The sequence below is a fragment of the Rhodococcus sp. IEGM 1330 genome, from assembly GCF_033142445.1.
Lineage (GTDB): Bacteria > Actinomycetota > Actinomycetes > Mycobacteriales > Mycobacteriaceae > Rhodococcoides.
Window position 1 is genome coordinate 999731 of sequence record NZ_JAWLSB010000001.1, and the last position, 26858, is coordinate 1026588.

The 26858-nt window shown below is 65.5% G+C and carries 28 protein-coding genes; 13 read left to right on the top strand and 15 right to left on the bottom strand.

Annotated elements, in window-relative coordinates; all coding sequences use genetic code 11:
* Positions 1-30: 30 nt before the first annotated feature.
* The 6 genes from R4P57_RS04630 to R4P57_RS04655 all read right to left on the bottom strand — a co-directional run bounded on the left by R4P57_RS04630 (position 31) and on the right by R4P57_RS04655 (position 7166).
* Positions 31-777 carry an SDR family oxidoreductase gene (locus R4P57_RS04630; RefSeq protein ID WP_317801625.1) on the bottom strand — a complete coding sequence of 249 codons (747 nt, stop codon included), beginning with the start codon at positions 775-777 and terminating at the stop codon, positions 31-33.
* A 94-nt stretch (positions 778-871) separates the two neighbouring features.
* Complete coding sequence (gene sigJ, locus R4P57_RS04635) at positions 872-1732, bottom strand: RNA polymerase sigma factor SigJ (RefSeq protein ID WP_317801626.1); 861 nt, start codon at positions 1730-1732, stop codon at positions 872-874.
* Between the two features lie 97 nt (positions 1733-1829).
* Entirely contained in the window at positions 1830-3935 is a 2106-nt protein-coding gene (locus tag R4P57_RS04640) for a 3-hydroxyacyl-CoA dehydrogenase NAD-binding domain-containing protein (RefSeq protein ID WP_317801627.1), read from the bottom strand.
* Complete coding sequence (locus R4P57_RS04645) at positions 3932-5158, bottom strand: acetyl-CoA C-acyltransferase (protein ID WP_317801628.1); 1227 nt, start codon at positions 5156-5158, stop codon at positions 3932-3934. Before R4P57_RS04645 ends, R4P57_RS04640 begins: the two co-directional genes overlap by 4 nt.
* 72 nt (positions 5159-5230) lie before the next feature.
* Positions 5231-6526 (bottom strand): ribonuclease D, encoded by a 1296-nt coding sequence (locus tag R4P57_RS04650; RefSeq protein WP_317801629.1) that lies wholly within the window; start codon positions 6524-6526, stop codon positions 5231-5233.
* A 40-nt stretch (positions 6527-6566) separates the two neighbouring features.
* A complete protein-coding gene (locus R4P57_RS04655; protein ID WP_317801630.1) occupies positions 6567-7166 on the bottom strand; it encodes a DUF3000 domain-containing protein in 600 nt (199 codons plus the stop codon).
* Positions 7167-7291: 125 nt separating this feature from the next.
* Between R4P57_RS04655 and hemE the strand changes: the two genes are divergently transcribed.
* From hemE to R4P57_RS04680, 5 genes are read left to right on the top strand one after another with little or no spacing between them, the layout of a single operon-like run.
* On the top strand, positions 7292-8365 hold the full coding sequence (gene hemE / locus R4P57_RS04660; RefSeq protein WP_317801724.1) for a uroporphyrinogen decarboxylase: 1074 nt from the start codon (positions 7292-7294) through the stop codon (positions 8363-8365).
* The gene (locus R4P57_RS04665; protein ID WP_317801631.1) at positions 8362-9717 is read left to right on the top strand and encodes a protoporphyrinogen oxidase; all 1356 of its coding nucleotides are present in this window, start codon (positions 8362-8364) and stop codon (positions 9715-9717) included. The genes hemE and R4P57_RS04665 overlap by 4 nt, the downstream gene beginning before the upstream one ends.
* A gap of 4 nt (positions 9718-9721) precedes the next feature.
* Entirely contained in the window at positions 9722-10417 is a 696-nt protein-coding gene (hemQ, locus tag R4P57_RS04670; RefSeq protein WP_032397941.1) for a hydrogen peroxide-dependent heme synthase, read from the top strand.
* Positions 10414-11118 carry an HAD family hydrolase gene (locus R4P57_RS04675; protein ID WP_317801632.1) on the top strand — a complete coding sequence of 235 codons (705 nt, stop codon included), beginning with the start codon at positions 10414-10416 and terminating at the stop codon, positions 11116-11118. The genes hemQ and R4P57_RS04675 overlap by 4 nt, the downstream gene beginning before the upstream one ends.
* 13 nt (positions 11119-11131) lie before the next feature.
* Positions 11132-13453 (top strand): molybdopterin-dependent oxidoreductase, encoded by a 2322-nt coding sequence (locus tag R4P57_RS04680; protein WP_317801633.1) that lies wholly within the window; start codon positions 11132-11134, stop codon positions 13451-13453.
* Here R4P57_RS04680 and R4P57_RS04685 read toward each other — a convergent pair.
* The 5 genes from R4P57_RS04685 to R4P57_RS04705 form a co-directional block, all read right to left on the bottom strand.
* Positions 13431-13889 (bottom strand): MaoC family dehydratase, encoded by a 459-nt coding sequence (locus tag R4P57_RS04685; RefSeq protein ID WP_317801634.1) that lies wholly within the window; start codon positions 13887-13889, stop codon positions 13431-13433. The two genes, R4P57_RS04680 and R4P57_RS04685, sit on opposite strands and share 23 nt — an antisense overlap.
* Positions 13890-13917: 28 nt before the next feature.
* Positions 13918-14346: a peptide-methionine (R)-S-oxide reductase MsrB gene (gene msrB, locus R4P57_RS04690; protein ID WP_032377759.1), complete on the bottom strand. Its 429-nt coding sequence runs from the start codon at positions 14344-14346 to the stop codon at positions 13918-13920.
* Between the two features lie 27 nt (positions 14347-14373).
* Positions 14374-15612: a glycosyltransferase family 87 protein gene (locus R4P57_RS04695; protein WP_317801635.1), complete on the bottom strand. Its 1239-nt coding sequence runs from the start codon at positions 15610-15612 to the stop codon at positions 14374-14376.
* A gap of 63 nt (positions 15613-15675) precedes the next feature.
* Positions 15676-17238: an alpha/beta hydrolase gene (locus R4P57_RS04700; protein ID WP_317801636.1), complete on the bottom strand. Its 1563-nt coding sequence runs from the start codon at positions 17236-17238 to the stop codon at positions 15676-15678.
* Between the two features lie 46 nt (positions 17239-17284).
* The gene (locus R4P57_RS04705; protein ID WP_317801637.1) at positions 17285-18073 is read right to left on the bottom strand and encodes a pyrimidine reductase family protein; all 789 of its coding nucleotides are present in this window, start codon (positions 18071-18073) and stop codon (positions 17285-17287) included.
* Between the two features lie 34 nt (positions 18074-18107).
* Here R4P57_RS04705 and zapE point away from each other — a divergent pair, with 34 nt between their 5' ends.
* Positions 18108-19121, top strand: coding sequence for a cell division protein ZapE (gene zapE, locus R4P57_RS04710; protein ID WP_317801638.1), 1014 nt, complete (start codon positions 18108-18110; stop codon positions 19119-19121).
* Between the two features lie 7 nt (positions 19122-19128).
* Here zapE and R4P57_RS04715 read toward each other — a convergent pair whose 3' ends face one another.
* The 4 genes from R4P57_RS04715 to R4P57_RS04730 are packed head-to-tail and all read right to left on the bottom strand — an operon-like array spanning position 19129 to position 21097.
* Positions 19129-19656 (bottom strand): GNAT family N-acetyltransferase, encoded by a 528-nt coding sequence (locus R4P57_RS04715; protein WP_317801639.1) that lies wholly within the window; start codon positions 19654-19656, stop codon positions 19129-19131.
* Entirely contained in the window at positions 19653-20105 is a 453-nt protein-coding gene (locus R4P57_RS04720) for a hypothetical protein (protein ID WP_317801640.1), read from the bottom strand. The genes R4P57_RS04715 and R4P57_RS04720 overlap by 4 nt, the downstream gene beginning before the upstream one ends.
* A gap of 16 nt (positions 20106-20121) precedes the next feature.
* A complete protein-coding gene (locus tag R4P57_RS04725; RefSeq protein WP_317801641.1) occupies positions 20122-20829 on the bottom strand; it encodes an alpha/beta family hydrolase in 708 nt (235 codons plus the stop codon).
* On the bottom strand, positions 20822-21097 hold the full coding sequence (locus R4P57_RS04730) for a hypothetical protein (RefSeq protein WP_317801642.1): 276 nt from the start codon (positions 21095-21097) through the stop codon (positions 20822-20824). Before R4P57_RS04730 ends, R4P57_RS04725 begins: the two co-directional genes overlap by 8 nt.
* Positions 21098-21318: 221 nt before the next feature.
* Between R4P57_RS04730 and R4P57_RS04735 the strand changes: the two genes are divergently transcribed.
* The 7 genes from R4P57_RS04735 to R4P57_RS04765 all read left to right on the top strand — a co-directional run bounded on the left by R4P57_RS04735 (position 21319) and on the right by R4P57_RS04765 (position 26780).
* Complete coding sequence (locus R4P57_RS04735) at positions 21319-21996, top strand: bile acid:sodium symporter family protein (protein WP_317801643.1); 678 nt, start codon at positions 21319-21321, stop codon at positions 21994-21996.
* Positions 21989-22189 (top strand): hypothetical protein, encoded by a 201-nt coding sequence (locus tag R4P57_RS04740; RefSeq protein WP_317801644.1) that lies wholly within the window; start codon positions 21989-21991, stop codon positions 22187-22189. The genes R4P57_RS04735 and R4P57_RS04740 overlap by 8 nt, the downstream gene beginning before the upstream one ends.
* 268 nt (positions 22190-22457) lie before the next feature.
* A complete protein-coding gene (locus tag R4P57_RS04745; RefSeq protein ID WP_317801645.1) occupies positions 22458-23609 on the top strand; it encodes a site-specific integrase in 1152 nt (383 codons plus the stop codon).
* Between the two features lie 188 nt (positions 23610-23797).
* Complete coding sequence (locus R4P57_RS04750; protein ID WP_317801646.1) at positions 23798-23974, top strand: helix-turn-helix domain-containing protein; 177 nt, start codon at positions 23798-23800, stop codon at positions 23972-23974.
* A 278-nt stretch (positions 23975-24252) separates the two neighbouring features.
* Positions 24253-24714, top strand: a complete 462-nt coding sequence (locus R4P57_RS04755; RefSeq protein WP_317801647.1) for a hypothetical protein — start codon at positions 24253-24255, stop codon at positions 24712-24714.
* On the top strand, positions 24711-26018 hold the full coding sequence (locus R4P57_RS04760; RefSeq protein WP_317801648.1) for an AAA family ATPase: 1308 nt from the start codon (positions 24711-24713) through the stop codon (positions 26016-26018). The genes R4P57_RS04755 and R4P57_RS04760 overlap by 4 nt, the downstream gene beginning before the upstream one ends.
* Positions 26019-26576: 558 nt before the next feature.
* On the top strand, positions 26577-26780 hold the full coding sequence (locus tag R4P57_RS04765; RefSeq protein ID WP_317801649.1) for a hypothetical protein: 204 nt from the start codon (positions 26577-26579) through the stop codon (positions 26778-26780).
* Positions 26781-26858 lie beyond the last annotated feature (78 nt).

Below are 26858 nucleotides of genomic sequence, written 5' to 3' on the forward strand. Positions count from 1 at the left end.
GTCCGGTATTCCGATTCGGCGAGATGCGACTCAGCGCGCCTGGGCGGCCGACCACTGATCGAAGGTCTGTAGACCGTGATCCGAATCGGTCGTGGTGACCAGCGTTCCGTTTCGCATCGCGCGACCGTACGCGCCGGGAATCGGGACCTCGAGCACCAGGCCCCGGGCACCGATTGCTCGTGCATAGCGCCGCACCATCTCGGCCATGCGCTCTTCATGTGGTCCACCGAGATCGGCGACTCGGCCTGCCGGTGGACGCTCCGCCAGGTCTATCAGTCGCTCGGCGACCTCGCGGGCTGCGATCGGTTGCGAGAGCATCCTGGGGATGACTGTCAGTGGACCGAACGAGGTCTGCGAGCGGATCTGCGCGGCGAACTCGTGGAACTGGGTGGCTCGAAGAATCGTCCACGGCACGGTTCCGGCGCGAATGATCTTTTCCTGCTCCACCTTTCCGGCGTAGTACGCATGCGGGGCTTGGTCGATTCCCACGATGGACAGCGCCAGGTGGTGACCGACACCCGCCTCGGTCTCGGCCGTCAGCAGGTTGCGGGTGACGGCAGAGAAGAACGCCGTCGATTCTTTTGCCGAGATCGTCTGCGTCGACGCGACGTCGACCACCGCGTCGACGCCGGACAGGGCCTCGGACAGTCCTGACCCGGTGACGAGATCCACACCAGCAGATCGCGACAGCACGACCACGTCGTGTCCGCGTTCACGCGCAACCTCGACGACGTGCACTCCCACGGTTCCGGTTCCACCGGCTACGGCTAGCTTCATCGTGTATTCACCTGTTTCTCGAGAGATGATCGGACCCGCACGGGGCAGGCCTCTACTCTCTGACGACACAGCCGAGACGAATGTATGGCGGGTGTCAGACCCAGTGCCGGAGTTTGTCCGGATTGAGCACGATCCACACGCTGGCGACCACGCCGTCGGCGGTGTCGAAACCGATGACGCCGAACACTGCGCCATCGCGTCGGATCACGATCCCCGACAGGCTGTTGACAGACTCGATCGACCAATGGAGATCGGTGGACTTGGCAGTGATGCCGCGGACGAAGCGAGCGACTCGATCGGATCCGAGGACGGCATTGCGGGCCGCGGATACGTGGCCGCCACCGTCGCTGACCAAGGTGACGTCGGGTGCGAGCAGCGCGACGAGGGATGAGATGTCCCCGCCTGAGGAGGCCGATGCGAACGCTCGTACGACGCGGTCGTGCTCGATGGGGTCGGCGACCGAGCGGTGCCGAGAGCGGACGTGAGTTCGTGCGGCAGAGGCGAGTTGGCGGCACGCAGCCGGGGATCGATCGAGAACGGTCGCGATCTCGTCGAACGGCACGGCGAACGCATCGTGCAGTACGAACGCGACTCGCTGCGCCGGACCGAGCGATTCGAGTACGACGAGCAGTGCCAGCGTCACCGATTCCTGTTGCGCAACTCGGTCGGAGGGGTCTGCGGCGGCCGAATTCTCGGAGTCGAGGCCGCGGACGGGTTCTGGAAGCCATTGCCCGACATAGTTCTCGTGGCGAACGCGAGCCGATCCGAGCATGTCGAGGCAGATGCGGCCGACCACCCGGGTGAGCCACGCAGCAGGGACGTCGACGGCACCACGTTCGGCGTCGGTAAGTCGGTACCAGCGAACAAGAGTCTCGGATGCGGCGTCTTCGGCGTCGCTGTAGGACCCCAGCATGCGGTAGGCGATACCGATCAGCCGACCGCGTTCGTTGTTCATGGCGTCAGACCATATCCCGACAGAACAATGCCGAGTTCGAGGTCATGGACGAAAATCCGGAGAAATCCGTCCATGACCTCGAACTCGGCGGGCGTTGCTAGACGCTGGCTACACCCGGGGCGAGGAAGCGCTGACCGGTTGCGGCCTCGGATGCACCGCTGCGGTCCAGGTACGGAGTGATGCCGCCGTTCCAGAAGCCGAATCCACCGCCGAGGAGCAGGCAGAGGTCGATGTCCTCGGCTGCTGCCACGACGCCCTCGTCGAGCATGATCTTGATCTCGTCGGCGATCGCGTTGCGGGTGCGCTCGAGCACCTGCTCGGCGGTCGACGGCGAGTCACCCTGCGGCCACAGTGCGGCGACCTCGGGATCGACCACCTGGCCCTCGGGTCCGTAGGTCCACACACCCGGCTTCTTCGCCTCGACGAGCGCGCGGAATCCGGGGGAGTCCTTGAACCTCTCCGGGTATGCCTCGCCGAGGGTTTCCGCGGTGTGCAATGCCACTGCCGGGCCCACGAGCGCCAGCAGGGTCAGCGGACTCATCGGCATGCCGAGTTCGCCCACTGCGCCGTCGGCGACATCGAACGGGGTGCCCTCGTCGATCGCGCTGATGATCTCGTTCGACGCGCGCGTGACGAGACGGTTGAAGACGAATCCGGGAAGGTCCGCAGACAGGACGGCAGACTTCTTGAGGGTCTTGGCCGTCGCGAATGCCGTTGCGAGGGTGGCATCGTCGGTCTTCTCGCCCTTGACGACCTCGAGCAGCGGCAGGACCGCGACGGGGTTGAAGAAGTGGAAGCCCACGACGCGCTCGGGGTGCTTCAGGTCTGCAGCCATCTTGGTGATCGACAGCGAGGAGGTGTTGGTCGCGAGAATCGTTTCGGCAGAGACGAATTCCTCGACCTCGGCGAACACCTTCTTCTTGACGTCGAGGTTCTCGAACACGGCCTCGATGACGAAGTCGGTGTTGGCGAAGGCGGACTTGTCGATCGAGCCGGACACCAACGCCTTCAACCGATTTGCGGCATCGGGGGACAGGCGCTTCTTACCGAGCAGCTTGTCGATCTCACCGTGGACGTAGCCGACGCCCTTGTCGATGCGCTCCTGATCGATGTCGGTGAGGATCACCGGCACCTTGAGCTGCCGCACGAACAGCAGTGCAAGCTGGCTGGCCATCAGGCCGGCACCGACGATGCCGACGCCGGAGATCTTGCGCGCCAACGACTTGTCGGGTGCACCGGCGGGACGCTTCGCGCGCTTCTGCACCAGATCGAAGGCGTACAGACCTGCGCGGAGTTCGTCCTTGACCAGCAACGTGGACAGGGCCTCGTCCTCGGCCGCGAAGGCCGTGTCGAGCGAGGCCGAGTCGGTGATGTCGGTGCTCTTGGCGAGCCCGAGCAGCTCGACCGCGGCGACGGGGCCGGGGGCGAAGTTGTTGGTCTTGCCTGCCACGATTCCCTTGGCGCGGGCGATGGCGTCGTCCCAGGCCTGCCCGCGGTCGATCTCGGGACGGTTCGGAACGATCTCGCCCTTGATGACCTGAGCAGCCCACGCGAGGGACTGCTCGAGGAAGTCGGCTCCGCCGAAGAGGGCGTCGGCGATGCCGAGGTCGAGTGCCTGCTGAGGCTTGAGGACGCGGTTCTGGTTCAGTGCGTTCTCGATGACGACGGTGACGGCGTTCGAGGCTCCGATGATGTTGGGCAGCAACTGAGTTCCGCCCCATCCCGGTACCAGGCCGAGGAATGCCTCGGGCAGACCGAGTGCGGCAGCGTTCTCCGCGACGGTCCGGTAGTGCGAGTGCAGTCCCACTTCGAGGCCGCCGCCGAGTGCGGCACCGTTGATGAAGGCGAACGTCGGAATCGTGCTTTCGCGCAGGCGACGGAACACCTTGTGGCCGAGCTGCCCGATCTGCAGTGCCTCGTCCTTGGTCTTGATGTTCGGCACACCGTTGAGGTCGGCACCGACGGCGAAGATGAACGGCTTACCGGTGACGGCGATGGCCACCGGGTTCGCTGCGAATGCCTCGTCGAGTGCGGCGTCGAACTTGGCCAGTCCGCCGGGACCGAAGGTCGACGGCTTGGTGTGATCGAAGCCGTTGTCGAGGGTGACCAGGGCGATCGAACCCTCGAGGCCCGGTACCGAAATGATCTTGGTGTACGCGTTCGTGACTACTTCATCGGTGAACGCTGTCGTGATGTCACTCATGCCTTGGCTCCCGAGTAGTCAGCGTGGTTGGGGTTCTCCCAGATGACGGTGCCGCCCATGCCGAGACCGATGCACATGGTCGTCAGGCCGTAGCGGACGTCGGGTTGCTGGGCGAACTGGCGGCTCAGCTGCGTCATCAGACGAACGCCCGAGGACGCGAGGGGGTGGCCGCACGCGATGGCCCCGCCCCACTGGTTGACGCGGGGGTCGTCGTCGGCGATGCCGTAGTGCTCGAGGAAGGCGAGTACCTGGATGGCGAAGGCCTCGTTGATCTCGAACAGGCCGATGTCTTCGATGCTCAATCCCGTTCGGCCGAGCAGCTTCTCGGTCGCGGGAACCGGACCGATGCCCATGACGGCCGGGTCGACGCCTGCGAAGCTGAAGCCGACCATCCGCATACCGATGTTCAGTCCGAGTTCGTGCGCGGTGTCCTCACCGGCCAGGATTGCCGCCGTGGCACCGTCGTTGAGTCCCGCGGCGTTGCCTGCGGTGACGCGACCTGCGGGCCGGAACGGCGTCTTGAGCTTCGCGAGATCGTCGACGGTGGTGCCGGGGCGAGGTGGCTCGTCCTCGGTGGCCAGGCCCCACCCTGCGGCGGACTTGGTGGCGACGGGCACGAGAGTGTCGGCGATGAAGCCGGCCTTCTTGGCGGCGTCGTACTTGTTCTGGCTGGCGACGGCGTACGCGTCGGTGCGGTCCTTGGTGATGCTCGGGAACCGGTCGTGCAGGTTCTCGGCGGTGTTACCCATCACCAGCGCGCTGGGATCGACGAGCTTGTCGGCGAGGAAGCGCGGGTTGGGGTCGACGCCTTCACCCATCGGGTGGCGGCCCATGTGCTCGACGCCACCGGCGATGACGACGTCGTACTGGCCGAAGCCGATGCCCGATCCGGTGGTGGTCACCGAGGTCATCGCGCCCGCGCACATGCGGTCGATTGCGAATCCGGGGACGCTGCGGGGGAGTCCGGCGAGCAGTGCGGACGTACGGCCGATGGTCAGGCCCTGGTCACCGGTCTGCGTGGTCGCGGCGATCGCGACCTCGTCGATGCGCTCGGGAGGGAGGTTGGGGTTCTTGCGAAGAAGTTCGCGGATTGCTTTGACGACGAGGTCGTCTGCGCGAGTGTCGGCGTACATGCCCTTGGGGCCTGCTTTGCCGAACGGGGTACGGATGCCGTCGACGAAGACAACATTCCTCTGTGAGCTGGTGGACGCGGGTACAGACACGCTTTTCGATCCTCCCGACAGATGCGGACGACTCGCCCGGGTGCCCGGACGCGACACCTACTGTAGCCGGTATTACCCGTCGGTAACTTGGGAAGGGTGCAGTGCCTCCGTCAGTACCGGCACCACCAGCGTCCGCTGCCAGGGCCGGGCCGCGCCGTCGGCCAGTCGGGCCTCGATCAGCTCGGCCGGGTCGACGTCGGGATCGGTCGGACTCTGCCAATCCCACACCAGGCGGCGCAACAGATCCGGCATCAACAAATTCTCGACCGGCACCGCAACCGATTCGCTGAGCTCGGTCATCGCGGCCCGTACGTCGGCGAGTCGCGCTGCGGCATCGGGATCGCGGCGAGCCCACCGATTGACCGGGGGCGGACCGTCGAAAGACGCTGCCATCGAGGGCAATTCGGACGTCGTGAGCGCCCGCGCACGGGTCAGGGCCGAGGCCCACAATCGGGACGATCTGCGCTGACGGGGACCACCGAAGACCGGCAGTTGCTCGAGCTCCCGGGAAGATTTCGGGTCCGCCGTTGCCGCCGCCACGATCGCGGAGTCGGGCAACACCCGGCTCGGTGCCACATCACGCTTGGCCGCCAATTCGTCTCGCGTGGTCCACAATTCGCGAACGGCAGCAAGGGTGCGGGGAGATTTGATCGCATGGATCCCCGATGTCCGACGCCATCTGTCGGTCTTGGGTTTGGGTGGCCCGAGAGTGAGGATGTGGGCGAATTCCTGTGTTGCCCACTCCGTCTTGCCCTGCTGTTCGAGCTCCTCGGCCATTGCGTCGCGCAGTTCGAGAAGAACCTCGACGTCGAGTGCTGCGTAGTTCAGCCAGGTGTCGGGCAGGGGCCGGGTGGACCAGTCGGCGGCCCCGTGGCCTTTCTGCAGGGCCAGTCCGAGGGTGCGTTCGACGATGGCTCCGAGTCCGACTCGATCGAATCCGGCGAGGCGTCCTGCCAGTTCGGTGTCGTAGAGGGTGGCGGGTACCAGGCCGAGTTCGGCGAGTCCCGGTAGGTCCTGATCGGCGGAGTGCAGTACCCATTCGAGCGGGTTGATCACCTCGGCGAGCGGAGCGAGGTCGCCGGTGACGGGGATCGGATCGAGCAGAACCGTGCCTGCGCCGCGGCGACGGAACTGCAGCAGGTAGGCGCGCTGGGAGTAGCGGAAGCCGGAGGCGCGTTCGGCGTCGACGGCGAGGGGGCCGTGACCTGCTGCGAGCAGAGCGGCAGCCGCGCGCACGGCGTCCGGCGTGTCGACCACGTCGGGTACGCCGTCAGCCGGGGCCAGTAGCGGAACGGCGACAGGCTCGTTCGCCTGCTCGTCCGGCGTGGTGTTGTCCGACGTGGTGTCGGGAGAACTCTCGGCTGACATGAGATGTGACTCTAGGCCCTGCGGGTGGAAGGACCGCCCACTATGTCCGGCTGGAACTGCGCTGGCCGAGGGTGGTGATGCCCGCAGGCGGCAAACCGGCCGCGTAGGCGAGCACCTCACAGAACGCTTCGACGTGCGTCGAGAGGTCCTCGGACGTGGCCGTCCACGAGGCGCGCAGTTCGAGCTGGTGGGCCTTGGGTGGCCCGGCGATGTCGCCGTAGCGCACCGAGCTGGTCGAGGTGACGGTGCCGCCGAGTGCATTGAGCGGCTCCGACCGCGACTCCAGTGCGTCGACCAGCCAACTCCATCCGACCTCGGGGAGCAGTGGATCGTCGGCGAGGGATTCGTCGACGTCCGCCTGGATGTACGCGACCAGTCGAAGGGTGCCGTTCCAGGCCTCGGCGCCGTCGGGGTCGTACAGCAGGATCAGGCGGCCGAAGGCGTCACCGTCGGTCTGTTCGTCGACCTGGTCGGAATCGGGATGCTTGACCTCGGCACCGATCGCGTAACTGTAGGGGGCGAGACGCTGCGGCGGCCGGATCGGACCGATTTCGATTGCCGGGTGTACCTGAGCCCGATGCATCGCGTCGATGGCGGCGCGGAACGGCGCAGGTTCGGCGGTGGATTGGGGTTCGGTCACGTCACCGGACGTTAGACGCGTCACGTTGCCCGAAGGCGGAGGCGCGCCGAGCCGTGATGGAACCGACGTGGGTGTGTCGCCCTTGGTGGCAGGAGCTTTCCTGACGCGTGGCAGCATGGAACCCGATGAACGCCGAAGCGCACACCACAGCCCCCGCCCGTCGAGAACTCCCGGACGCGCCGTTCCTGGCCGCGATCGCCGGTCGAGCTCCCTCGCGTCGGCCGGTGTGGTTCATGCGCCAGGCCGGTAGGTCGCTGCCCGAGTACCGCAAGATTCGCGCCGGCATCGGCATGTTGGATTCGTGTTTCCGACCCGACCTCGTGGCCGAGATCACCCTGCAGCCTGTTCGCCGGCACGACGTCGACGCAGCAATCCTGTTCTCGGACATCGTCGTTCCGCTCAAGGCCGCCGGTATCGACCTCGACATCGTGGCAGGCACCGGACCGGTCGTCGCGCAGCCGGTGCGGTCGGCTGCCGATGTCGCCGCACTGCCGATCCTGACCGCCGATCAAGTGGAGCCGGTGGCCGATGCGGTGCGGATCCTCACCCGCGAACTTGCTGGTAAACCGCTCATCGGTTTCGCGGGCGCACCGTTCACCCTCGCGTCGTATCTGGTCGAGGGTGGCCCGAGTCGCAATCACGAGAAGACCAAGGCACTCATGCGGTCCGATCCGGCGACCTGGCACGCCCTGCTCGACGCACTGGCCACCACGACGATCACCTTCCTACAGGCTCAGCTGGCCGCGGGCGTCGACGCAGTGCAGGTGTTCGACTCCTGGGCGGGTGCGCTGTCGTTGGCCGACTACCGCGAGTACGTGTTGCCGCATTCGACGCGAGTGTTCGAAGCAGTGTCCTCGGCCGGAGTACCGAAGATCCACTTCGGCGTCGGAACCGGAGAGTTGCTCGGGGCGATGGGTGAGGCCGGTGCAGATGTGGTGGGCGTCGACTGGCGGATCCCACTCGACGACGCCGTGCACCGAGTGGGCGGCGGCAAGGCCCTGCAGGGCAATCTCGATCCAGCGGTGTTGTTCGCGGGCTGGGATGCCGTCGAGGCAGAAGTTCGACGCATCGCCGCCGAAGCGGACCGCGCGGTTGCGGCCGGTGCGCGCGGACATGTGTTCAACCTCGGACATGGAGTGCTTCCCGATACCGATCCCGAGATTCTGACGCGCGTGGTGTCGCTGGTGCATTCGTTGTGACGGTGCGGCGGTATGCCGTGGTCGGCGGCGGAATTTCCGGCCTCGTCGCGGCGTATCGCCTTCGTCAGTCCTGCGGGCCGGATGCCGAGATCACTCTCGTCGAGGCCTCGTCTCGCATCGGCGGCACGCTGCGCACCACCACGGTCGGCACGGACTCGCTCGACGTCGGTGCGGAGGCTTTCATCGGCCGACGTCCGGAGGTGCCGGCACTGCTCGCCGAGCTCGGTCTGTCGGATCAGCTGGTGTATCCGGCACCGGTGCGTCCGCTCGTTTTCTCCGGCGGTCGAACACACGCGCTTCCTCTCGGCACTCTGATGGGTATCCCGTCGTCCGCCGATTCGGTACGGGATCTGGTGGACCCCGAGGACCTCCACGTCATCGAGACCGAGACTGGGCGGCCCTTCGCGTGGACCGCGGGTTCGGACGTGAGTGTGGCCGATCTCGTGGGCACCAGGTTCGGCTCCCAGGTGGTCAGCCGTTCGGTCGACCCGCTGCTCGGCGGCGTGTATTCCGGTTCGTCGAGCTCCATCGGTGTCCGGGCTGCACTCCCGACGTTGGCTGCCGCGTTGGACGGCGGCGCGGCGAACCTGACCGAGGCAGTGCTGGCAGCACTGCCCACCCCGTCGCCGGGACCGGTGTTCGGCGGGTTGCGCGACGGTTATGCGGTGTTGCTCGATGCTCTGGTCGCTGCGACCGACTCCCGAACGGTCGTCGGAGCGGGCGTCGGTGAGATCCGCCGCGAGTCCCACGGCTGGCTCGTCGATGGCGTCGGACTCGTCGACGGAGTGGTGCTGGCGGTCCCTGCGCCGATTCTCGGTCGGCTCATCTCCGAGGTGGCGCCCTCGGCGTCGCACGCCGCGCGGGATATCGAACTTGCGTCCTCGGTCGTCGTCGCGCTCGCGTTCCCCAAGACGACGGAGCTGCCGCAGAATTCGGGAATCCTGGTGGCCACGGATGCGGGTTTGGACGTCAAGGCGTTCACCCTGTCGAGCCGTAAGTGGCCGCACCTGGGGGAGCGTGACGCGGTACTGCTGCGGGCCTCGCTCGGCCGTTTCGGTGACACCACGGCGTCGGACCGATCCGACGCGGAGTCGATCGAGACGGCGCTCGCAGACCTCGCGGCGGTGGCGAACATCGATGCGGAGCCGCTCGCCGCGACCGTGCAGCGCTGGCCGGGAGGCCTGCCGCAGTACGCGCCGGGGCACCTCGATCGCGTCGCCGCCATCGAGGCCGGAGTCGCCGACCTACCGGGCCTCGAGGTCACCGGGGCCTGGCAGCGCGGCGTCGGGGTGCCCGCGTGTATTGCGTCCGCCACCACCGCTGCCGCCCGTCTGATCGAAGTGGCACGATAGGGCCATGGCACGCCTCGATTACTCAGCGCTCAACTCGACTCTTCGCTACTTGATGTTCTCGGTCTACAAGGTCACGCCCGGAGTTCTGGGCGAGGATCGGGCCGCGGCTGCCAAAGAAGCGAAGGTGTTCTTCGAAGGTCGTGAAGACAAGGGTGTCGCGGTGCGCGGGGTCTACGACATCGCCGGTATGCGCGCCGACGCCGACTTCATGGTGTGGACGCACGCCGAGCGCATCGAGGACCTCCAGGCGACGTATTCCGATTTCCGTCGCACCACAGCGCTGGGCAAAGCGAGCACTCCGGTGTGGAGCAACACCGCGCTGCACCGCCCGGCCGAATTCAACAAGAGCCACGTCCCGGCCTTCATAGCCGGTGAGGATCCGGGCGCGTACATCTGCGTCTACCCGTTCGTCCGCTCGATCGATTGGTACTTGCTGCCCGACGACGAGCGCAGGACGATGCTCGCCGACCACGGCAAGGCCGCACGCGACTACAAGGACGTGCGGGCCAACACCGTGCCGTCGTTCGCACTCGGAGACTACGAGTGGATCTTGGCTTTCGAGGCCCCTGAACTCGATCGCATCGTGGACCTGATGCGTGACCTGCGGGCCACCGAGGCGAGGCGACACGTGCGCGAGGAGACCCCGTTCTTCACCGGCCCTCGGGTCGAGGTGGACGCGCTCGTCGAATCCCTGCCGTGACGACGACGGGCACACCCGCGATCGAGGCCGTTCTGTTCGACTTCTCGGGCACGCTGTTTCGGCTCGAGGAGCACCCCTCCTGGTTCGACGGGATCCACGATGCCGACGGCACCCCCGTCGACGGTGCCGGAGCCGCGGAACTGATGCGACGCATGACGGCACCGGTGGGGGAGACGGTCGAGTTCGACGACGCGACGCGTCATGCCTGGCGGAACCGCGATCTCGACCCGGCCCTGCACCGGCAGGCCTATCTGCACGTGCTCGCGCAGTCCGGTGTCACCGATCCGGCGCACGCAGAATCCGTCTACGGTCGCGTGATCGACGCAGATTCGTGGACACCGTATCCGGACACCGAGGCCGTGCTGAAAAGGCTTGCTGCCGAATCGATTCGGACCGGTGTTTTGAGTAACATCGCGTTCGATATTCGTCCTGCCTTCGTCGATCGCGGTCTCGACAGATTCGTCGACGAATTCGTGCTCTCGTTCGAGGTCGGTCACGTCAAACCGCAACCGGAGATCTTCCGGCACGCGGTCGCGGCCCTGGGCGTCGATCCCTCCCGAACGTTGATGGTGGGCGACAGTGCCGAGGCCGACGGTGCCGCTCAGGAGATCGGATGCAGCTTCGCTCTCGTGGAACCGGTGCCGACGGCGCAGCGGCCCGATGCACTGCTGGCAGCGTTGAGCGCGTTCGGGATTCGATGACCAGGGTGGTTCGATGACCGAAGTGGCCGGCGTCCAGCATATGGGCCACTGGGGCATGTTTCGTGCCGAGTCGGACGGACGCGATGTCATTGCAGTCCATCCCCAGGTGACCGACAGTAATCCCTCCCCGGTGTTGGGCAACCTCGTCGGGTCGGTGACCCATCGATCCCGCGTCACCGCACCGGCGGTACGCAAGGGCTGGCTCGAGCACGGGCCGGGGCCGACCGACAAGCGTGGCAGCGACGAGTTCGTCGAGGTGTCGTGGGAGGAGCTCACCGATCTGCTGGCGGCCGAATTGCGCAGAGTCGTCGACACATTCGGCAACAATGCCATCTACGGCGGGTCGTACGGGTGGGCGAGTGCCGGACGCTTCCATCACGCGCAGAGTCAGGTGCATCGCTTCCTCAACTGCATCGGCGGTTACACGCGATCGGTGCACAGCTACTCACTGGGTGCGACCGGCGTCATCATGCCGCACGTTCTCGGTGCGCATTGGAAGATGTTCTCGCGCTCCACATCCTGGAGCGTGATCGCCGAACACACCGAATTGTTGGTGGCGTTCGGCGGAGTTCCGGTGAAGAACACCGGCATCAATCACGGCGGTACATCGGATCATCCGACGCTCGGCTCGCTCGACGCGATGCGCGCCCGCGGTGGGCAGATCGTCACCGTGAGTCCGCTCCGCAGCGACATGAACGGCGACGCGCGCTGGATCGCTCCACGGCCCGGTACCGACGTGGCGATGATGCTGGCTCTCGCATTCGTTCTCGCCGACGAGAAGCTGCACGACACAGCGTTTCTGGAGAAGTACTGCGAGGGATACCCCGAGTTCGAGCGATATCTGCTCGGCATCACGGACGGCACACCCAAGACCCCGCAGTGGGCGTCGGAGATCTGCGGCATCGAGGCCGGGGTGATCGCGGATCTCGCTCGGGAGATGGCGTCGAAACGCACGATGGTGACGGTCACCTGGTCGCTGCAGCGGACGCGGCACGGCGAACAGGCACCGTGGATGGGCGTCACATTGGCGTCGATGCTCGGTGGAATCGGCGTTCCGGGTGGGGGATTCGGGCACGGGTACGGGTCGATGAACGAGCCTGGTCTGGCCCCGGTGCCGTATCCGTTGCCGACCCTGCCGCAGGGCATCAATCCCGTTCCCGACCTGATTCCGGTCGCCGCGGTCTCGGACATGCTTCTCGATCCCGGTGGTGAGTTCGACTACGACGGTAGACGATTGACCTACCCCGACATCAGGATCGTCTACTGGGCCGGCGGAAATCCGTTCCACCACCACCAGGATCTGGGGCGGCTACGTCGCGCACTCGGTAGAACGGACACCGTCGTGGTGCACGACCCGTACTGGACACCGATGGCCAAGCATGCCGACATCGTCGTCCCGTCGACCACGTCGTTGGAACGATCGGACTTGAGCTGCACGCGCAACGATCCTTTGCTCGTCGCCATGGAACCGGCCGCAGCGCGATTCGCCGACTCCCGCGACGATTACGACACGTTCGCCGAGCTGGCGACGAAACTCGGTGTGGGCGAGCAATTCACCGAGGGACGTAGCTCGCAGCAGTGGCTCGAGCATCTGTACGGGCAGTGGCGCGGATATCTACGCTCCGGGGGTGTCGATACTCCGGAGTACGAAAATTTTCGGCACGAGGGCTCGTTTCGGATGAAGACCGAGGACGATCTGACGTTCTTCGAGGATTTTCGACGCGACCCGGTGGGGAACGCGCTGCGCACCCCGAGCGGGAAGATCGAAATCTTCTCGGCGACGGTGGCGGGGTTCGACTACGAGGACTGCCGTGGGCATCCGATGTGGTTCGAGCCGCAGGAATGGCTCGGCGGACCCCGGGCCCAGCAGTTTCCATTGCACCTGATCGCCAACCAGCCTCGCACCAGGCTGCACAGTCAGCTCGATCACGGTGCGGTGAGCCGAAACTCGAAGATTCAGGGCCGCGAGCCGATCCGCATGCATCCGTCACCGGCCGCAGCCAGGGGAGTATCCGACGGCGATGTCGTGCGGGTGTTCAACGACCGCGGCTCGTGCCTGGCCGGTGTGGTTTTCGACGACGCGATGCTGGAGTCGGTCGTTCAATTGTCCACCGGGGCCTGGTACGACCCTCTCGATCCGGCCGATCCCGATTCGATGTGCAAGCACGGCAGCGTGAACGTGCTCACCGCAGACGAGGGATCTTCGGCGCTCGCGCGCGGGTGCACCGGCCAACACGTGTTGGTGGAGATCGAACGCTACGACGAGCCGTTGCCGCCGATCACAGCGTTCGATCCACCTGTTCGGTCCGGGGTCAGAACACGACCCGAGAGATGATCTCGGCGACCAGCGCAGGCTTGTCCTCGCCCTCGATCTGCAACGTTCCCGACGTCACCATCTGTAGTGCTCCGCCGGATACCTCCTCGACGGAGACGAGGGTGGTCTGCAGGCGCACGTGGGCTCCGACCTTCACCGGGTTGATGAAGCGAACCTTGTTGGAGCCATAGTTGATTCCGAGCTTGGTGTTCTCGATGGTGTAGATCTGCCAGTTGAGCATCGACACCAGGGACAGGCTCAGAAATCCGTGGGCGATCGGTGCGCCGAACGGGCTTTCCTTCTTCGCCCGCTCGACGTCGACGTGGATCCACTGATGATCGCCGGTGGCGTCGGCGAAGGTGTTCACCCGTTCCTGGGTGATCTGCAGCCAATCGCTGGTGCCGAGGTCTTCGCCGACGGCTGCTTTGATCTGTTCTGGTGAGGTGAAAGTGCGCATGCTCACAGTATGGAGCAAGCAGCGCCGATCAGGATGCAGGCTTGAGCGTCAGTGAGATCGAGTTGATGCAGTAGCGCTGGTCGGTCGGCGTGGGGTAGCCCTCGCCCTCGAAGACGTGCCCGAGGTGACTGTGGCAATTGCGGCAGACGACCTCGACGCGGCGCATTCCGAGCGTCGTGTCCTCTTTGAGGATGACGGCGTCGCTGTCGGCCGGGTCGAAGAAGGACGGCCAGCCGCAGTGCGATTCGAACTTCTCGGTGCTGCGGAACAGTTCGGCACCGCAGGCGCGGCATTCGTAGATGCCTTCGGTGGTGGTGTCGGTGTATTCGCCGACGCCGGGGCGTTCGGTGCCTGCCTGCCGCAGCACCGCGTACTCCTCGGGGGTCAGCTTCTCGCGCCATTGTGCGTCGGTGAGCTGGACGGCCGGGGCGGAATTGTTGTCGGTTGCTGAACTCATGCTTTCACGCTAATACGATTTGCCGGGCTATGTCGTTTTCGCTGGTGGCGCGCTCGGCAGCAGGTAGCTCGGTTCGATTCCGTCGTCGAGTCGCCCTTCGCTTCGGGCGGCGAACCAGCGACTGACGAGCACGCCGAAGATGACGACGATCAACAGTGCCCAGCCGAAGGTGGTGCGCAGGTAGTCCAAGGCGCGGCCGGTTTCGATCCAGCGCCCCGAGAGCCATCGGTCGTAGTTCATGAACCCGTAGATCGCGAGCCAGGCCGGCCAGTTGCGCAGCAGCGAGTTCTTCAGCACGACGGTCATCAGCAGCGGGAACAGCATCATGGAGTAGTACATCTGGCCGAGGGAGCCCAACAGCCAGTGGGCGGTGAGGATCAAGCCCGAGGTGGTCGCGAAGAAGAACAGACGGTCCTCGCGGCAGTACCGGTAGAGCAGCCACAGCGAGATCAGAACCATGGTTCCCAGGATCGCTCGGATTCCGAGGGTGAGGAGTTCGGGAACGCCGTAGTAGCGGCCGTTACCGACGACTGCGCTGTTGAAGTAGTCGCGAGTCTGCAGCAGGTACGGCAGTGTCCGTTCGATGAAGTTCATCGGATCCACCGACAGCGGCCAGGCGATGGCCATCATCACGACGGGGATCGCGATCGAGGTGATGAATACCTTCCACTGACGCGTCATCAGCGGAAGCAACAGCAGTGGCGCGAGCATCGGCTTGATCGCCAGAGTCAGACCCATGGCGACGCCGGCCGACAGGTCCTTGCGCTGGAGGAGGAACCCGAGGAAGGCCACCTCGCCGAGAAGGACGAAGCCGTTGAAGTTGGTGAACACCAACGTGTTGGTCACGGTTTCGCTGACGAAGGCAGCCAGCAGGAGTGCGGGGGCCGCTACCGAATCGAGCCGGAATCCGAAGATACGCAACAGGATGTACAGCGCCAGCAGAATCGCGACGGTGCTGGCGATGATGAACAGCCAGCGGGACCGCTCGGGGTCGATGACGGCGATGGGGGAGAGCAGCATCGTCGCGCTCGGTTGATACAGGTAGTGCGGATCGACCGAGTCGAAGTTCGCCGTGTACACCGGCTGGCGATTGAGAAATGCCAGGGCGGCGCTGTACACCGGGTTGAAATCGTTGGTGATGTCTCCGTTGACCGCCTTGATCACCACGCGCTGGATGACGGTCATGATGGCGATCGGCCACAGGGCGTACTTGATTACCTCGGCGGTCGTCCGCCCTGACCGCGGCTCCAGAAAGCTAAGTGACACCCGGGAACGGTACCCGAGGCGGTCACCGCACCGGCGAAGGACACCCCGCGATGGGTACCCGACTCAGGCGGGGCAGACGGTGCCGTCGGTCGGGAGCGCGGTGTCGCGTGCGTAGTTCACCGCGGCGCTCTGCAGACACTGAGATCCGCCGAGGCTCGGATGCCCGCTGCCCTGCCACGCGGCCGAGGCGACGGCTGCACCGGTCGCCCCGACCAACCCGGTGACCGAGGACAAACCGCCGTTGCCGACGATCGGGTCGCCTGCGTTGGACAGGACCAACACCGGAACGTCCAGGGCAGTAGGCAGCGGAGTGGACGGAGCCGTCGGCCAGGACGAGCACAGCAGCGCCGTCAGAGCGGCGTCGGTGCCGTAGATCGGGTAGCGGTCGGTCCACTGAGACGACAGGTCGCGAACGCCCTGCGGCGACGGCCACTGTTGCCCGTCCGTGCACCGAGACACGAATTGACCATCGGTGCTGTAGGCGTTTCGACCCCGCTCGGCGAGGGCCGCCAGGGCGGTGGTGTCGGAGCCGGCGGCCGAGGACAGGGCGGTGGAGAGCCCCGTGGCGCGGGAAGACGCGTCGCCTGCTGTCGATGCAAGGGCGAAGGTGATGCCGTCGAGAATCTCGTGGGTGGACAGTGGTGAGAATTCGCCACCGGCGGCGCGTCGGAGCAGCTGGGCGACGGCGGCGGTCGGATCGCTGCCGAGGGAGCAGTTCAGCGCGACGCATCGCTGCGCGAACGCACCGAAGGCTGCTTCCTTGCCCTGTGTCCGCTGCTCTGCCAATGTGATCTGGTCCGTGCCCACTCCGGTCGGTGAATCGAGGATCAGGCGCGAGATGTTGGCCGGAAACTTCGCTGCGTAGGCCAACGCGGTGAGCGCGCCGTTGCCCGAGCCGATCAGGCCTATCTGTTCCACACCCCAGAGTTGCCGCAGGCGGTCCAGATCGTCCGCGGCGTAGGTGGTTCCGAACGCGAGCTCCTGTGGTTGCAACGTGTCGGTGCACTCGATCGTGGCGTCACGACCGGCGTCGACAGCGCGGTCGACTGTGTCGGCATCGGACCTGGTGAACTGCCCCAGCGCGTCGACCTCCGTTTTGGTCGTGGCGTCGATGCAGTCCACGGCAGTCGATCGGCCGATGCCGCGTCGATCCACCGCGACGATGGGATGAGCCTCGAGCAGCGTCGCGAGCGGGCCGGCGGTCATCGTGGCCAGGGTGGCAATCGAGGACCGATCCGAACCGGACGTCAGCACCAGCGGTCCCGCATCGGTTGGCGTTCTGTCGAGTCGGGCGCGCAACGCGCCGACGGCGAAGGTGCCGAACATCTGCCCGCTCGCATCCACGTCGGCTTCGTACTCTGCGCATTCGAGTGTCAGGCCGGGAGTGGTGGAGGTGAGCCCGAACGTGCCGAGTGTGGCTGCGGTGCAGTCGGCCCAGGCGAGATCGGTGGTCGGAACGGCAAGCGCGACCGGTTCCGGCGGCGCGTCTGTCGAGGGCTCGGCCGGCTGACCGGGGGAGCGTTGTTCCACCGCGACGTCGGGTCGGATCGACGGGCCGGCACCACAGGCCCCGCACATCGTGGCGAGGACGAGGACCGCGGCGAGCAACGTTCGTTTCTGCGTCACCGTGCGAGGCTATCGACTTTTCGATCGATGCCGGGCCGCGCGCTGCTCATGGCCGACGCACCCAGCGCGTGAGCAGCGTTCCGTCCGCATCGCCCAGAACGTGTGCCCGGTGCATCGGCGTGTCGGACGCGTCGCCGGCGTGGGCGATACGGCCCGCTTCTCCGGCGACGAGCATCGGCGAGATAGTCAGACACAGATCGTCCGCCGCCCCGTCGGAGACGAGTTGCCCGAACAGTCCTGGTCCGCCCTCGCACAGGATACGGCGGAATCCGAGGTCGGTCAGCGTCGCAACGATGTCTCCGGTCGACACCGATTCGCCGGACACCTCGATCACCGTCGCACCCGCCGAACGAAGCGCGGCCACCTTCGAGCCGTCCGCCGCCGCCGAGCTCAGCACCACCGGCTGCACTTCGGTGTCGGTTATCAATCGAGAATCTGCGTCGATCGAACCGGAGGCGGTGACCACCACGATCGTCGGAACCGGTGCAAGTCCGCCGGCCACCCGCCGTGCCTTCGCTTCGGCGGACAGCGAGACGCCGCCGTAGTTCTCGGCGCGAGCGGTTCCGGCCCCGACCAGGACGGCGTCGCACAGTTCTCGCAGAATGCCGAACAGTCGGGCGTCTGCGGGGGTTCCCAGACCCGCCGACTTACCCTTCGCGGTGACCGAGCCGTCGATGCTGGCGACGAAGTTCGTGCGGATCCACGGTCGGTCCAGCTCGGTCGGGTACGCGTGCAGGGCACGGACGGCATCGTCGTCGAGGGTCGATCCGACGGCGGGCACGGACTCGGTTGCCTGCTCCGATGTGAAGTAGGTCCCAATATGGAGAAGCTGCATGAGAGAGATCAGACCACGTCGTTACGCTCGACAAATGCCCGCACGCCTTGTCGACCGAAATCCCGTGGTCCCCTCCGATCAGTTGATCGCGCAGATGGTCCCGCCGGCGATGTTCGACGACGTCAGTTTCTCCTCGTACATTCCCGACCCCAAGGAGCCGACGCAGGCTGCTGCGGTTGCGAAGGCCGAGGAATTCGCGAGCAAGGTGCAGAAGATCCGTGGCAAGGGCAAGCGGGGTCTCTTCGGCAAGAAGACGCCGGCCATCGGTGCCGGCCTGTACCTCGACGGCGGCTTCGGTGTCGGCAAGACTCACCTGCTCGCGTCGATCTATCACAGCGTTGCCGAGCCCAAGGCGTTCGGCACGTTCGTCGAACTCACCCACGTCGTCGGTGCTCTGGGCTTCAACAAGGCACTCGAAGAACTCTCGAACCACAGCGTGCTGTGCATCGACGAGTTCGAGCTCGACGATCCCGGCGACACGATGTTGGTCTCGCGGTTGCTCTCCGAGCTCTCGCAGCGCGGAGTGTCCATCGTCGCGACGTCGAACACCTTGCCCGGGCAGCTCGGTGAGGGTCGCTTCGCCGCCGAGGACTTCATGCGGGAGATCAAGAAGCTCGGCTCGATCTTCGAGTCCATCCGGGTCGACGGACCCGACTACCGCCACCGCGATCTGCCCCCGGCACCCGAGCCCACGTCCGAGTCCGAGTTGATCGAGCGCGCCGATACCGTCGAGGGCGCAACCCTGGACGATTTCGACGAGCTGCTGGCGCATCTGAGTACGCTGCACCCCTCGCGCTACGGCAAGTTGCTCGACGGCGTTCCTGCAGTGTTCCTGAAGAACGTGCACCCGGCATCGGATCAGGCCATCGCCCTGCGGCTGGTCGTCCTCGCCGACCGTCTGTACGACGCCGGCATCCCGGTGACGGCCTCGGGCGGCAAGCTCGACGAGATCTTCACCGAGGAGATGTTGGCCGGCGGCTACCGCAAGAAGTACCTGCGCGCCACCTCGCGTCTGCTCGCGTTGTCCCGTTTCGCTGCAGTCGGCTGAGCGGTCGTCACAGCCTCACCTGCATGACGTAGTCGTCGTGCGTCTGGACTCCGACGACGAACGTTTTGGTGCCCACGATCTCGAATCCGTGTTTGGTGTAGAACTTCTGCGCCCGCACGTTCTGTTGGTTGACGCCCAACCATGCTGCGGCACAACCGGAGTCGCGTGCATGACTCAACGATGACGACAACAATCGCCCCGCGGCTCCGCTGCCGTGCTGGGTCGGTTGCACATAGAGTTTGCTGATCTCGATGGTCGGCTCGTGCGAGAGGGCCGCGCGAATATCCGGGTCCGTAGGCGTCCCGGATACGAGCATCGCGTACCCCACCACGTCTGCGTCGGCTGTCTCGTCGACGAGGACCGTTCTGGTCGCGTCGGCGATGTAGTTCTCGAAGTGCTCGGCCGACAACACGTTCGAGATGAACTGCGCGATGTCCTCGGGCCGGGTTCCCGGCGGGCAGGCGAGCGGAAAGGTCGACGCGGCCACCTCGGCGACGCGATGGGCATCGGCGGGTGCTGCCACGCGCACGGTCACAGCAGATCCACTGCGCTCTTGGCATCGCGCAACGACAGACCGGTTCTATCGCGCAGCAGTTTGATGGCCGAGATCGCTTTGCCCTCCGATTTCAGCGACTGCAATCGCGGGATCAGATCGTCCCAGGGTGTCGGACCGGATTGCGCGGCGTCGACGATGGTGGCCGAGGACGGAAAAGGCTCGCCGCGCTGGACGGTTTCGATCGCGTTCTTCGCCTCGAGTAGCCCGGCACCTGTCCGTTCGCGAAAGACCTTGATGGCCTGGATCTTCTTGTTCGCGGCAAGCAGTCGATGAATGTCTGCGCGGGCGCCCTCGTCGAGACCGATGAGCCTGATGTTGTCCGAGGTCTCCGGAGACGAGCCGGGCTTCTTGCGGGCCAGCAGCCACGCCGCGAGCACCGCGGCGTCGACGAGGACCAACGCCACGATGAACCATCCCCAGGTCGGCATGCCTTAGTAGACCACTTCAGCGCGACGGGTCGAAGAGCGGGACGTCAACCGACGAATCGGACGTCGGGGCACCGAACAGCGAGGCGGCACCGGCAAGGGTTTTCGTCGCTGCGTCGTACTTGATCGGAGCGAGGTCGTGGCCTGCGCCCTCGATGTCGACGAGCAGCGTGGGGGCCGGGACGAGCGCGAGCGCAGCGCTCAGTTCGGCAGTGGTGCAGAAGGGGTCCTTCGTACCGTGCACCACCACCGTCGGTGTCCGCAGTTCGGGAAGGTGTTGGGTACGAGCCTTGTCCGGCTTGCCCGGCGGGTGCAGGGGATAGGACGTCAGGACGAGTCCGTCGACGAGACCCGGTCGTTCGGCCGCGATCATCGACCCTTGCCTGCCACCGTAGGAATGCCCACCGAATGCGATGAATCCGTCGGTCTCGGCGCGAAGGCGTTCGATGGCCGCGGCGATGCCAAGCCGGTCCTCGGCCGACCGGGACGGGTGCGGCGGTCCTTTGGGTTTGCGTACTCGAAAGGGAAGGTCGAACCGCAGCACCGTGAACCCGGCTGCTGTCCATACTGCGGCGATGCGCTGCAGCAGAAGCGACTCGCAGTTGCCGCCCGCACCGTGTGTGAGAACGAGGCCGCCCCGTGACGGTATCGAGGGTGTGTGCAGAAGGGCGACGCCCCCGTCGAGGTCGATGTCGGCGGGGGCGTCGGGACCATCGAGTTCAGGCATCGTTCGAGGACGTTACCTTTTCCTGGGTGTCGGCGTGATCCGTGTCAGCAGAGCCGTCGGAGTCCTGGTCATCGGCGTCCACCATCTCACCGTTGTCGTCGACCATGTCCGCGAAGGCGGTTCCGGCGACGGTGCCGTTGGTTCCCGGAAGGGCCACGGTGGGCCGGGCACCGGGTCGATACCGATCGTCGAGGCCCTCGACGGACTTCTTCGCCTCCTCCAGGGTGGCGTCGTCGACTGTGGGTTCGCTCTGAGCATCGTCCGACACGTGAGTGTCCTTCCGTCGAAGTGTGTGCGTCGTCTCCACTGTGCACTTCTATGGCGTGAATCACCACAATTGATTTCGGGATGCGCGCCGATGACCCGTCGTAGAGGTCGAATCGACCGCGTAACCCGAACAACTCACTTCCATTCTCTTCATCGAACTATCGCCAGAAACGGACGAATGCCGCACACTCATCTCACGTTTCCCGCACCAGAAGCAATCCATTGGACGACTCGGTATTGATCTCGACGTTTCTGCCCATCGCACTCGCGATCATCATGTTCGGACTCGGACTGTCGCTGACCGTCGAGGATTTCCGACGCACCGCGCGCACGCCGCGGGCCGTTGTGATGGCCCTGGCTCTCCAAATCTTGGTTCTTCCTGTTCTCGCATTCGGACTGATTCTGCTGTTCGACCTGCCGCCATTGCTGGCTGTCGGAGTGATGCTGCTGGCCGCCTCGCCGGGCGGGACCACCGCGAACCTGTTCTCGCACCTGTTCCGTGGGGACGTCGCACTCAACATCACATTGACTGCGGTCAATTCGATTCTGGCGGCCGTGACCATTCCCGTCATCACCAACTTCGCCATCGCTTACTTCGACGCAGACGGTGAATTGGGCCTGCAGTTCGGCAAAATAGTGCAGGTCATAGCTATCGTGCTGATTCCGGTGGCAGTCGGAATGCTGGTGCGCAGTCGCTCCCTGGTGTTCGCCGAACGCGCGGATCGACCGGTGCGGATTTTCTCGATCCTCATCTTGGTGTTGGTGGCGGTCGGCGCTCTTGTCGGCGAGCGATCCAACGTTGTCGGTTACCTCGAACAGGTCGGACTGGTGACGGGGTTGTTCTGCTTCGCAAGCCTTTTCAATCGGCTACGGTGCTGCGCGACTGCTGAAGATGGGTGAGCCGCAGTCCATCGCGATCTCGATGGAAATCGGAATCCATAACACCACCGTTGCCCTCACGGTCGCGTTGAGCGTGCTCGAAAGCACCGAGGTGGCGATACCGGCCGCTGTCTACTCGTTCCTCATGTACGTATTGGCCACAGCATTCGGCTATCTGGTTGCCGGACGGACCCGCACACAGGTCTCGTCATGACGTCGGGCAGCACGGATCGAAGGCGACTCCGGCACAAACAAGTCAGGCCCCCTCGAAAGGGGGCCTGACCTGGTCTTGCTTCTGGTGCGCGATACTGGGATTGAATTAGCTATGCGCGATACTGGCGACACGCCCGACCGCCTGCGAAATTGGGCCCTGACGTGCGTAATCAACTATCAGTATCGCGGCGCAGATATGTGCACGCGTATGCACCGTTGTACTCTGACGTGGTGCAAACGTGGTGCAAGAATCGACGGGTGAGTGCGTAATGGCGGGTACCAAGGGCAAGACCCAACGCGGGTTCGGGCGGTTAAGGCAGTTCCGTAGCGGTCGGTGGAAAGCGAGCTATACCGGCCCCGACGGGCGTCTGTACGACGCGCCCGCTACGTTCGCCGCGAAGATCGACGCCGAGGCGTGGCTAGTCGACCGACGTCGTGAGATTGACCGTGAGTTGTGGTCGCCACCGGTCGAGGGCGCACCGGCCAAGGCTGCCGCTCGGCGCATGACGTTCCGTGAGTACGCCGAGCAATGGCTCGCGCACCGAGACGTCAAGCCGCGCACACGTGAGCACTACCGCAAGTTGCTCGACGCACACGTACTACCGGGCCTCGGCACACTGCCCCTCGTGTCGATCACGCCCGACGACGTGCGCGGTTGGTATGCGGGCCTTGGCACCGCCACGCCGACGTTGCGCTCACACGCCTACGGCCTCGTGCGCACGATCATGGCGACCGCCGCCAGTGACGGCAAAATCACCACGAACCCGTGCCACATACGAGGGGCCGGGTCGACCAAGCGGGTGCACAAGATCAAGCCCGCGACGTTGCCCGAACTCGCCGCCCTCGCCGAGGCCATGCCCGCCCGATACCGCGCCATGATCTTGCTCGCCTCGTGGTGCGCACTCCGGTTCGGTGAACTCACCGAGCTACGACGCCACGACATTGAGTTCGACCCCGTCACTGACGAGTTGAGGGGCGGCGTGATCCGCATACGCCGGGCCGTCGTGCGCGTGGGCGGTGAGTTCGTAGTCGGTGATCCCAAGAGTGAGGCGGGCACCCGAGACGTGGCGATACCGCCGCACCTCGTGCCCGCAATCGAGGCGCACCTTGCCGAGTTCGTCGGTCGAGACCGCAACGCTTTGTTGTTTCCTGCGCAGCATGGCGGCCACCTCGCACCGGCAACGCTCTACCGGCGGTTCTACACCGCTCGCGCCAAGGCCGGGCGTGACGACCTACGGTTCCACGACCTACGCCACTCGGGCGCGGTGCTGGCCGCTGCCACAGGCGCGACGTTGGCCGAGCTTATGGGACGCCTCGGTCACTCGACGCCCGCGGCGGCGTTGCGGTATCAGCACGTGGCCGGTGGCCGCGACAAGGCGATTGCGGCGGCATTGTCGGCCATGGTGAACGGCACCGGATAGTTGGTGCATATTCAAATGTGTTGGCGCACAATCAAGTAGGGGTTGTCAGACGTTCGCACGATGATGTAGAACTGAGGAACACCGACGACAACATGCCAACGTGTTTCGTTAGTCCCCATAGGGCGCTACGGCGAACCCTTGTACGGAGAGGCAGCGGTAAACCGCACTCCCGTAAAGGTTGAATTGTCATGGCCCGCAAACTCATCACTCAAGCGCAAGCCGCCGAAACTCTCGCCGTCGATGTGACAACGATTCGGCGGTGGCTTGCCGCCGGAAAGCTCGACGGGTACAAACTCGCCGGTCACGGCGTCCGAGTCGACGCCGCGTCTCTCGACCGCATTCTCACGCCGATTCGTTCCGCGTGACCGCCGCCGCGCTCGGCATCGTTGGCGCATTACTCGGCTACGTTGCCGCCTCGGGGCGTTGGCAACAGGCCTGTGCCGCGCCCGATCACGAGACGTACCGAGACGCTATGGGGCCGGTAGTCACCCGCCCGGCGGTCGACTTCGGTCGTGCCGCGTAATCCCTACGCCCACAACGTAACCCACTACGCAAGGACTCAACGCAATGCACACTCACCCGACATAGGAAAGACCCCGCCGGGTTCCACAAACCGACGGGGCCTCACCAGAACAGGTACAGAATGAATCTCAAGAACTCCCACGATACCCCCTCGGGGTACCTCGACGCAATGGAAAACGCGCTACTCGACACCACCGTCGCATTACGCGCTCTGCGGCTCACGCCGCCGGTGCCCGCTCCGATGTTCGCGGGGCCGTTCGATGCATGGCGCGACGATGAGGCGGCACCGCCGACGTTCGACCTACCCGCCGACGAGCCGGTGCTTGCTCGGGGGTTCGAGACGATGTTGCAGGCCATGGCCCACGCCCCGCGCACCGCCGACGTGGCGGCCTCGTTGGGCGCGTGCCTCGGCCTGTTGCGGCACTCGTGGATCACGCACCGCCGTCTCGACACCACCGGCCACGTTCTCGACGACGGGTGCCGAGCGTGCCGCACCGCCACCGAGGCCGCCGACGGCGCATACAACCGCCTGTTCGAGTGGGCATCGTGCTACCCCTACCAATCCGAGGACGTTGCCGCATGAACGCGCTGCCCGAGTACTACAACACGCCGAGCTTGCGCGGCCTGCCACCACTGAGCCTGCCGATGCCCAAGTTCCTCGTGCGTGAGCGTGAGGCCGAGCTGCGACGGGCCGCCGCCGCCAGGGCCAAGGCCAAACCCACGCCGAACGCCGGCAAAATGACGTTCGAGGGCATGGCCCGTAAAGCACAGGCAGACAGAGCAACTCAAGCCAAGGCCGCCGTCGAGGAACGCGTCAAGTCATCGTTTCGCACGCGCGACGACCTACGCAACATGCCCGACCCCGAACCCCTCGTCGACGGGTATCTGTACCTCGACAGCGTTGCCCGCCTCGTCGGCCCACCGGGGTCGTACAAGTCGTTTCTAGCGCTCGACTGGGCCGCCTCGGTGGTCACCGGTCGGCCATGGCACGGCAAGGCGGTCACCGGCGGCAAGGTGGTCTATCTCGTCGGTGAGGGCGTGCGCGGTATCGACGCTCGGCTCAAGGCGTGGGAACTCTCACGCAACGAGGGCCTACCCGCCGACGTCGACGTGTTCGACGGCATCGTCGACCTTGCCGGGGCCGCGTCCGACGCCGCCGAGTGGGTGATCCTCGGGCGCATCATGCAGTCGATCAAGCCCGCCCTTATCGTGATCGACACACAGGCCCGCTACACGCCCGGCCACGAGGAGAACAGCGCGACCGACATGAGCGTGCTGATTCACAACCTCGACCTGTTACGCCGCATCACGGGGGCGTGCGTGCTGATCGTGCACCACAACACCCGAGGCACCGAGCACGCCCGCGGCTCGACCGCTATCGAGGGCGGCGTGCAGACCGAACTACTCATGGTCAAGGACAAACGCGGAGCCGTGCGGCTCAAGACTGTCAAGCAGAAAGACATCGAAGAACCCGACCCGCTGCCGTTGCTCGTGGCACCGGTCGAGGGCACCGGCTCAATCGTGCTCGACACCGTCGGCACCGGGGCCACAGGCGATCCGTTCGACGTACTGCCGCCTCGCATTCACGCCGAGTCGCCCTATCACGAGCGGTTGGCGGCGGTCATGTACCGCGTGTTCGACCACGGCAAGAGCGGTGCCAGCAAGGCCGAGGCCAAGGCCGCCCTACAGGGCGATACGGAGCTGAGAATCGACGGTGACACCCGCAAGCTATCGCGTCGATTCTCTCAAGCGTGGGCGACGTTGGAGGGCCGCAACTGCCTCGAACCGATGATGAGTGCAGCGACGGGCAACCCCGTACAGCGGTTCAAGATCACCGCCGATTACGCCGCCGAACTCGGCCTCGATCACCTCGACGAGACGTCGTGAACGGGGTGCCCGCTTGGTGCCCGCTTGGGGTGCCCGCTTATCTGCCCGCTTTTGCCCGCTCGTTTTGCACGGCGGTCGTATTCGTGCAGGTCATGGTCGGTGCCCGCACGATGCCCGCTTGTGCCCGCAAGGGTGCCCGCCACAAGTGCCCGCCGCCCCATCCCTATAGGGGCGGTGGGAAGCGGGCACCTGTGATTTTCTCTCGAAAGCGGGCACGTATCGGGACCGTTCACGTACCGACACATCGGGGCTATGGCCGAGCCCCACCGCGGGCGTGGACGGCAACGCACCGACACGACAACGAACCGAGCCGGGTGAGGCCGAGAACCACCGGCACTCACCCTCGACCGAGTGGAACAACCGATGAGCGCTCACGCGTTCCGAGCGCGGCGGCAACGCCCGCCCATCGTGCGAGTGGGTGGCTATGGCCCACCGACTCGTCACCGTCCGACTCAAGCGCAGCAATCAACCACCAACGACAGGGACACGATGACTTCCGCAAACAGATACCAACCGCCCGCTCAACACAAGGCGTGGGCCGCTCGTGCGGCCTTGTGCGTGGCTACCAACGACCGCGGGGCGTTGCACTTGCTACTCGACCAAGTGACCGCCCACGAGAACGGCGTCAATGAACTCGTATGGGCCTTGGCGAGTGAGTGCGCCAGCCTGTTCGAGGCCACCGGTGGCCTCGACTCACTCGCGCTGTATGCCGAAACGTGGCAAGCACGGGCCAACGCCGAGGCGAACCGTGGGCCGGGTTAAGCCTGAATGCACCGATCGGGTCGTGAACGTGATCGAGTCGTAGAAGCGAAATGCCCTGTCGTGGTGAAAGAATCAATC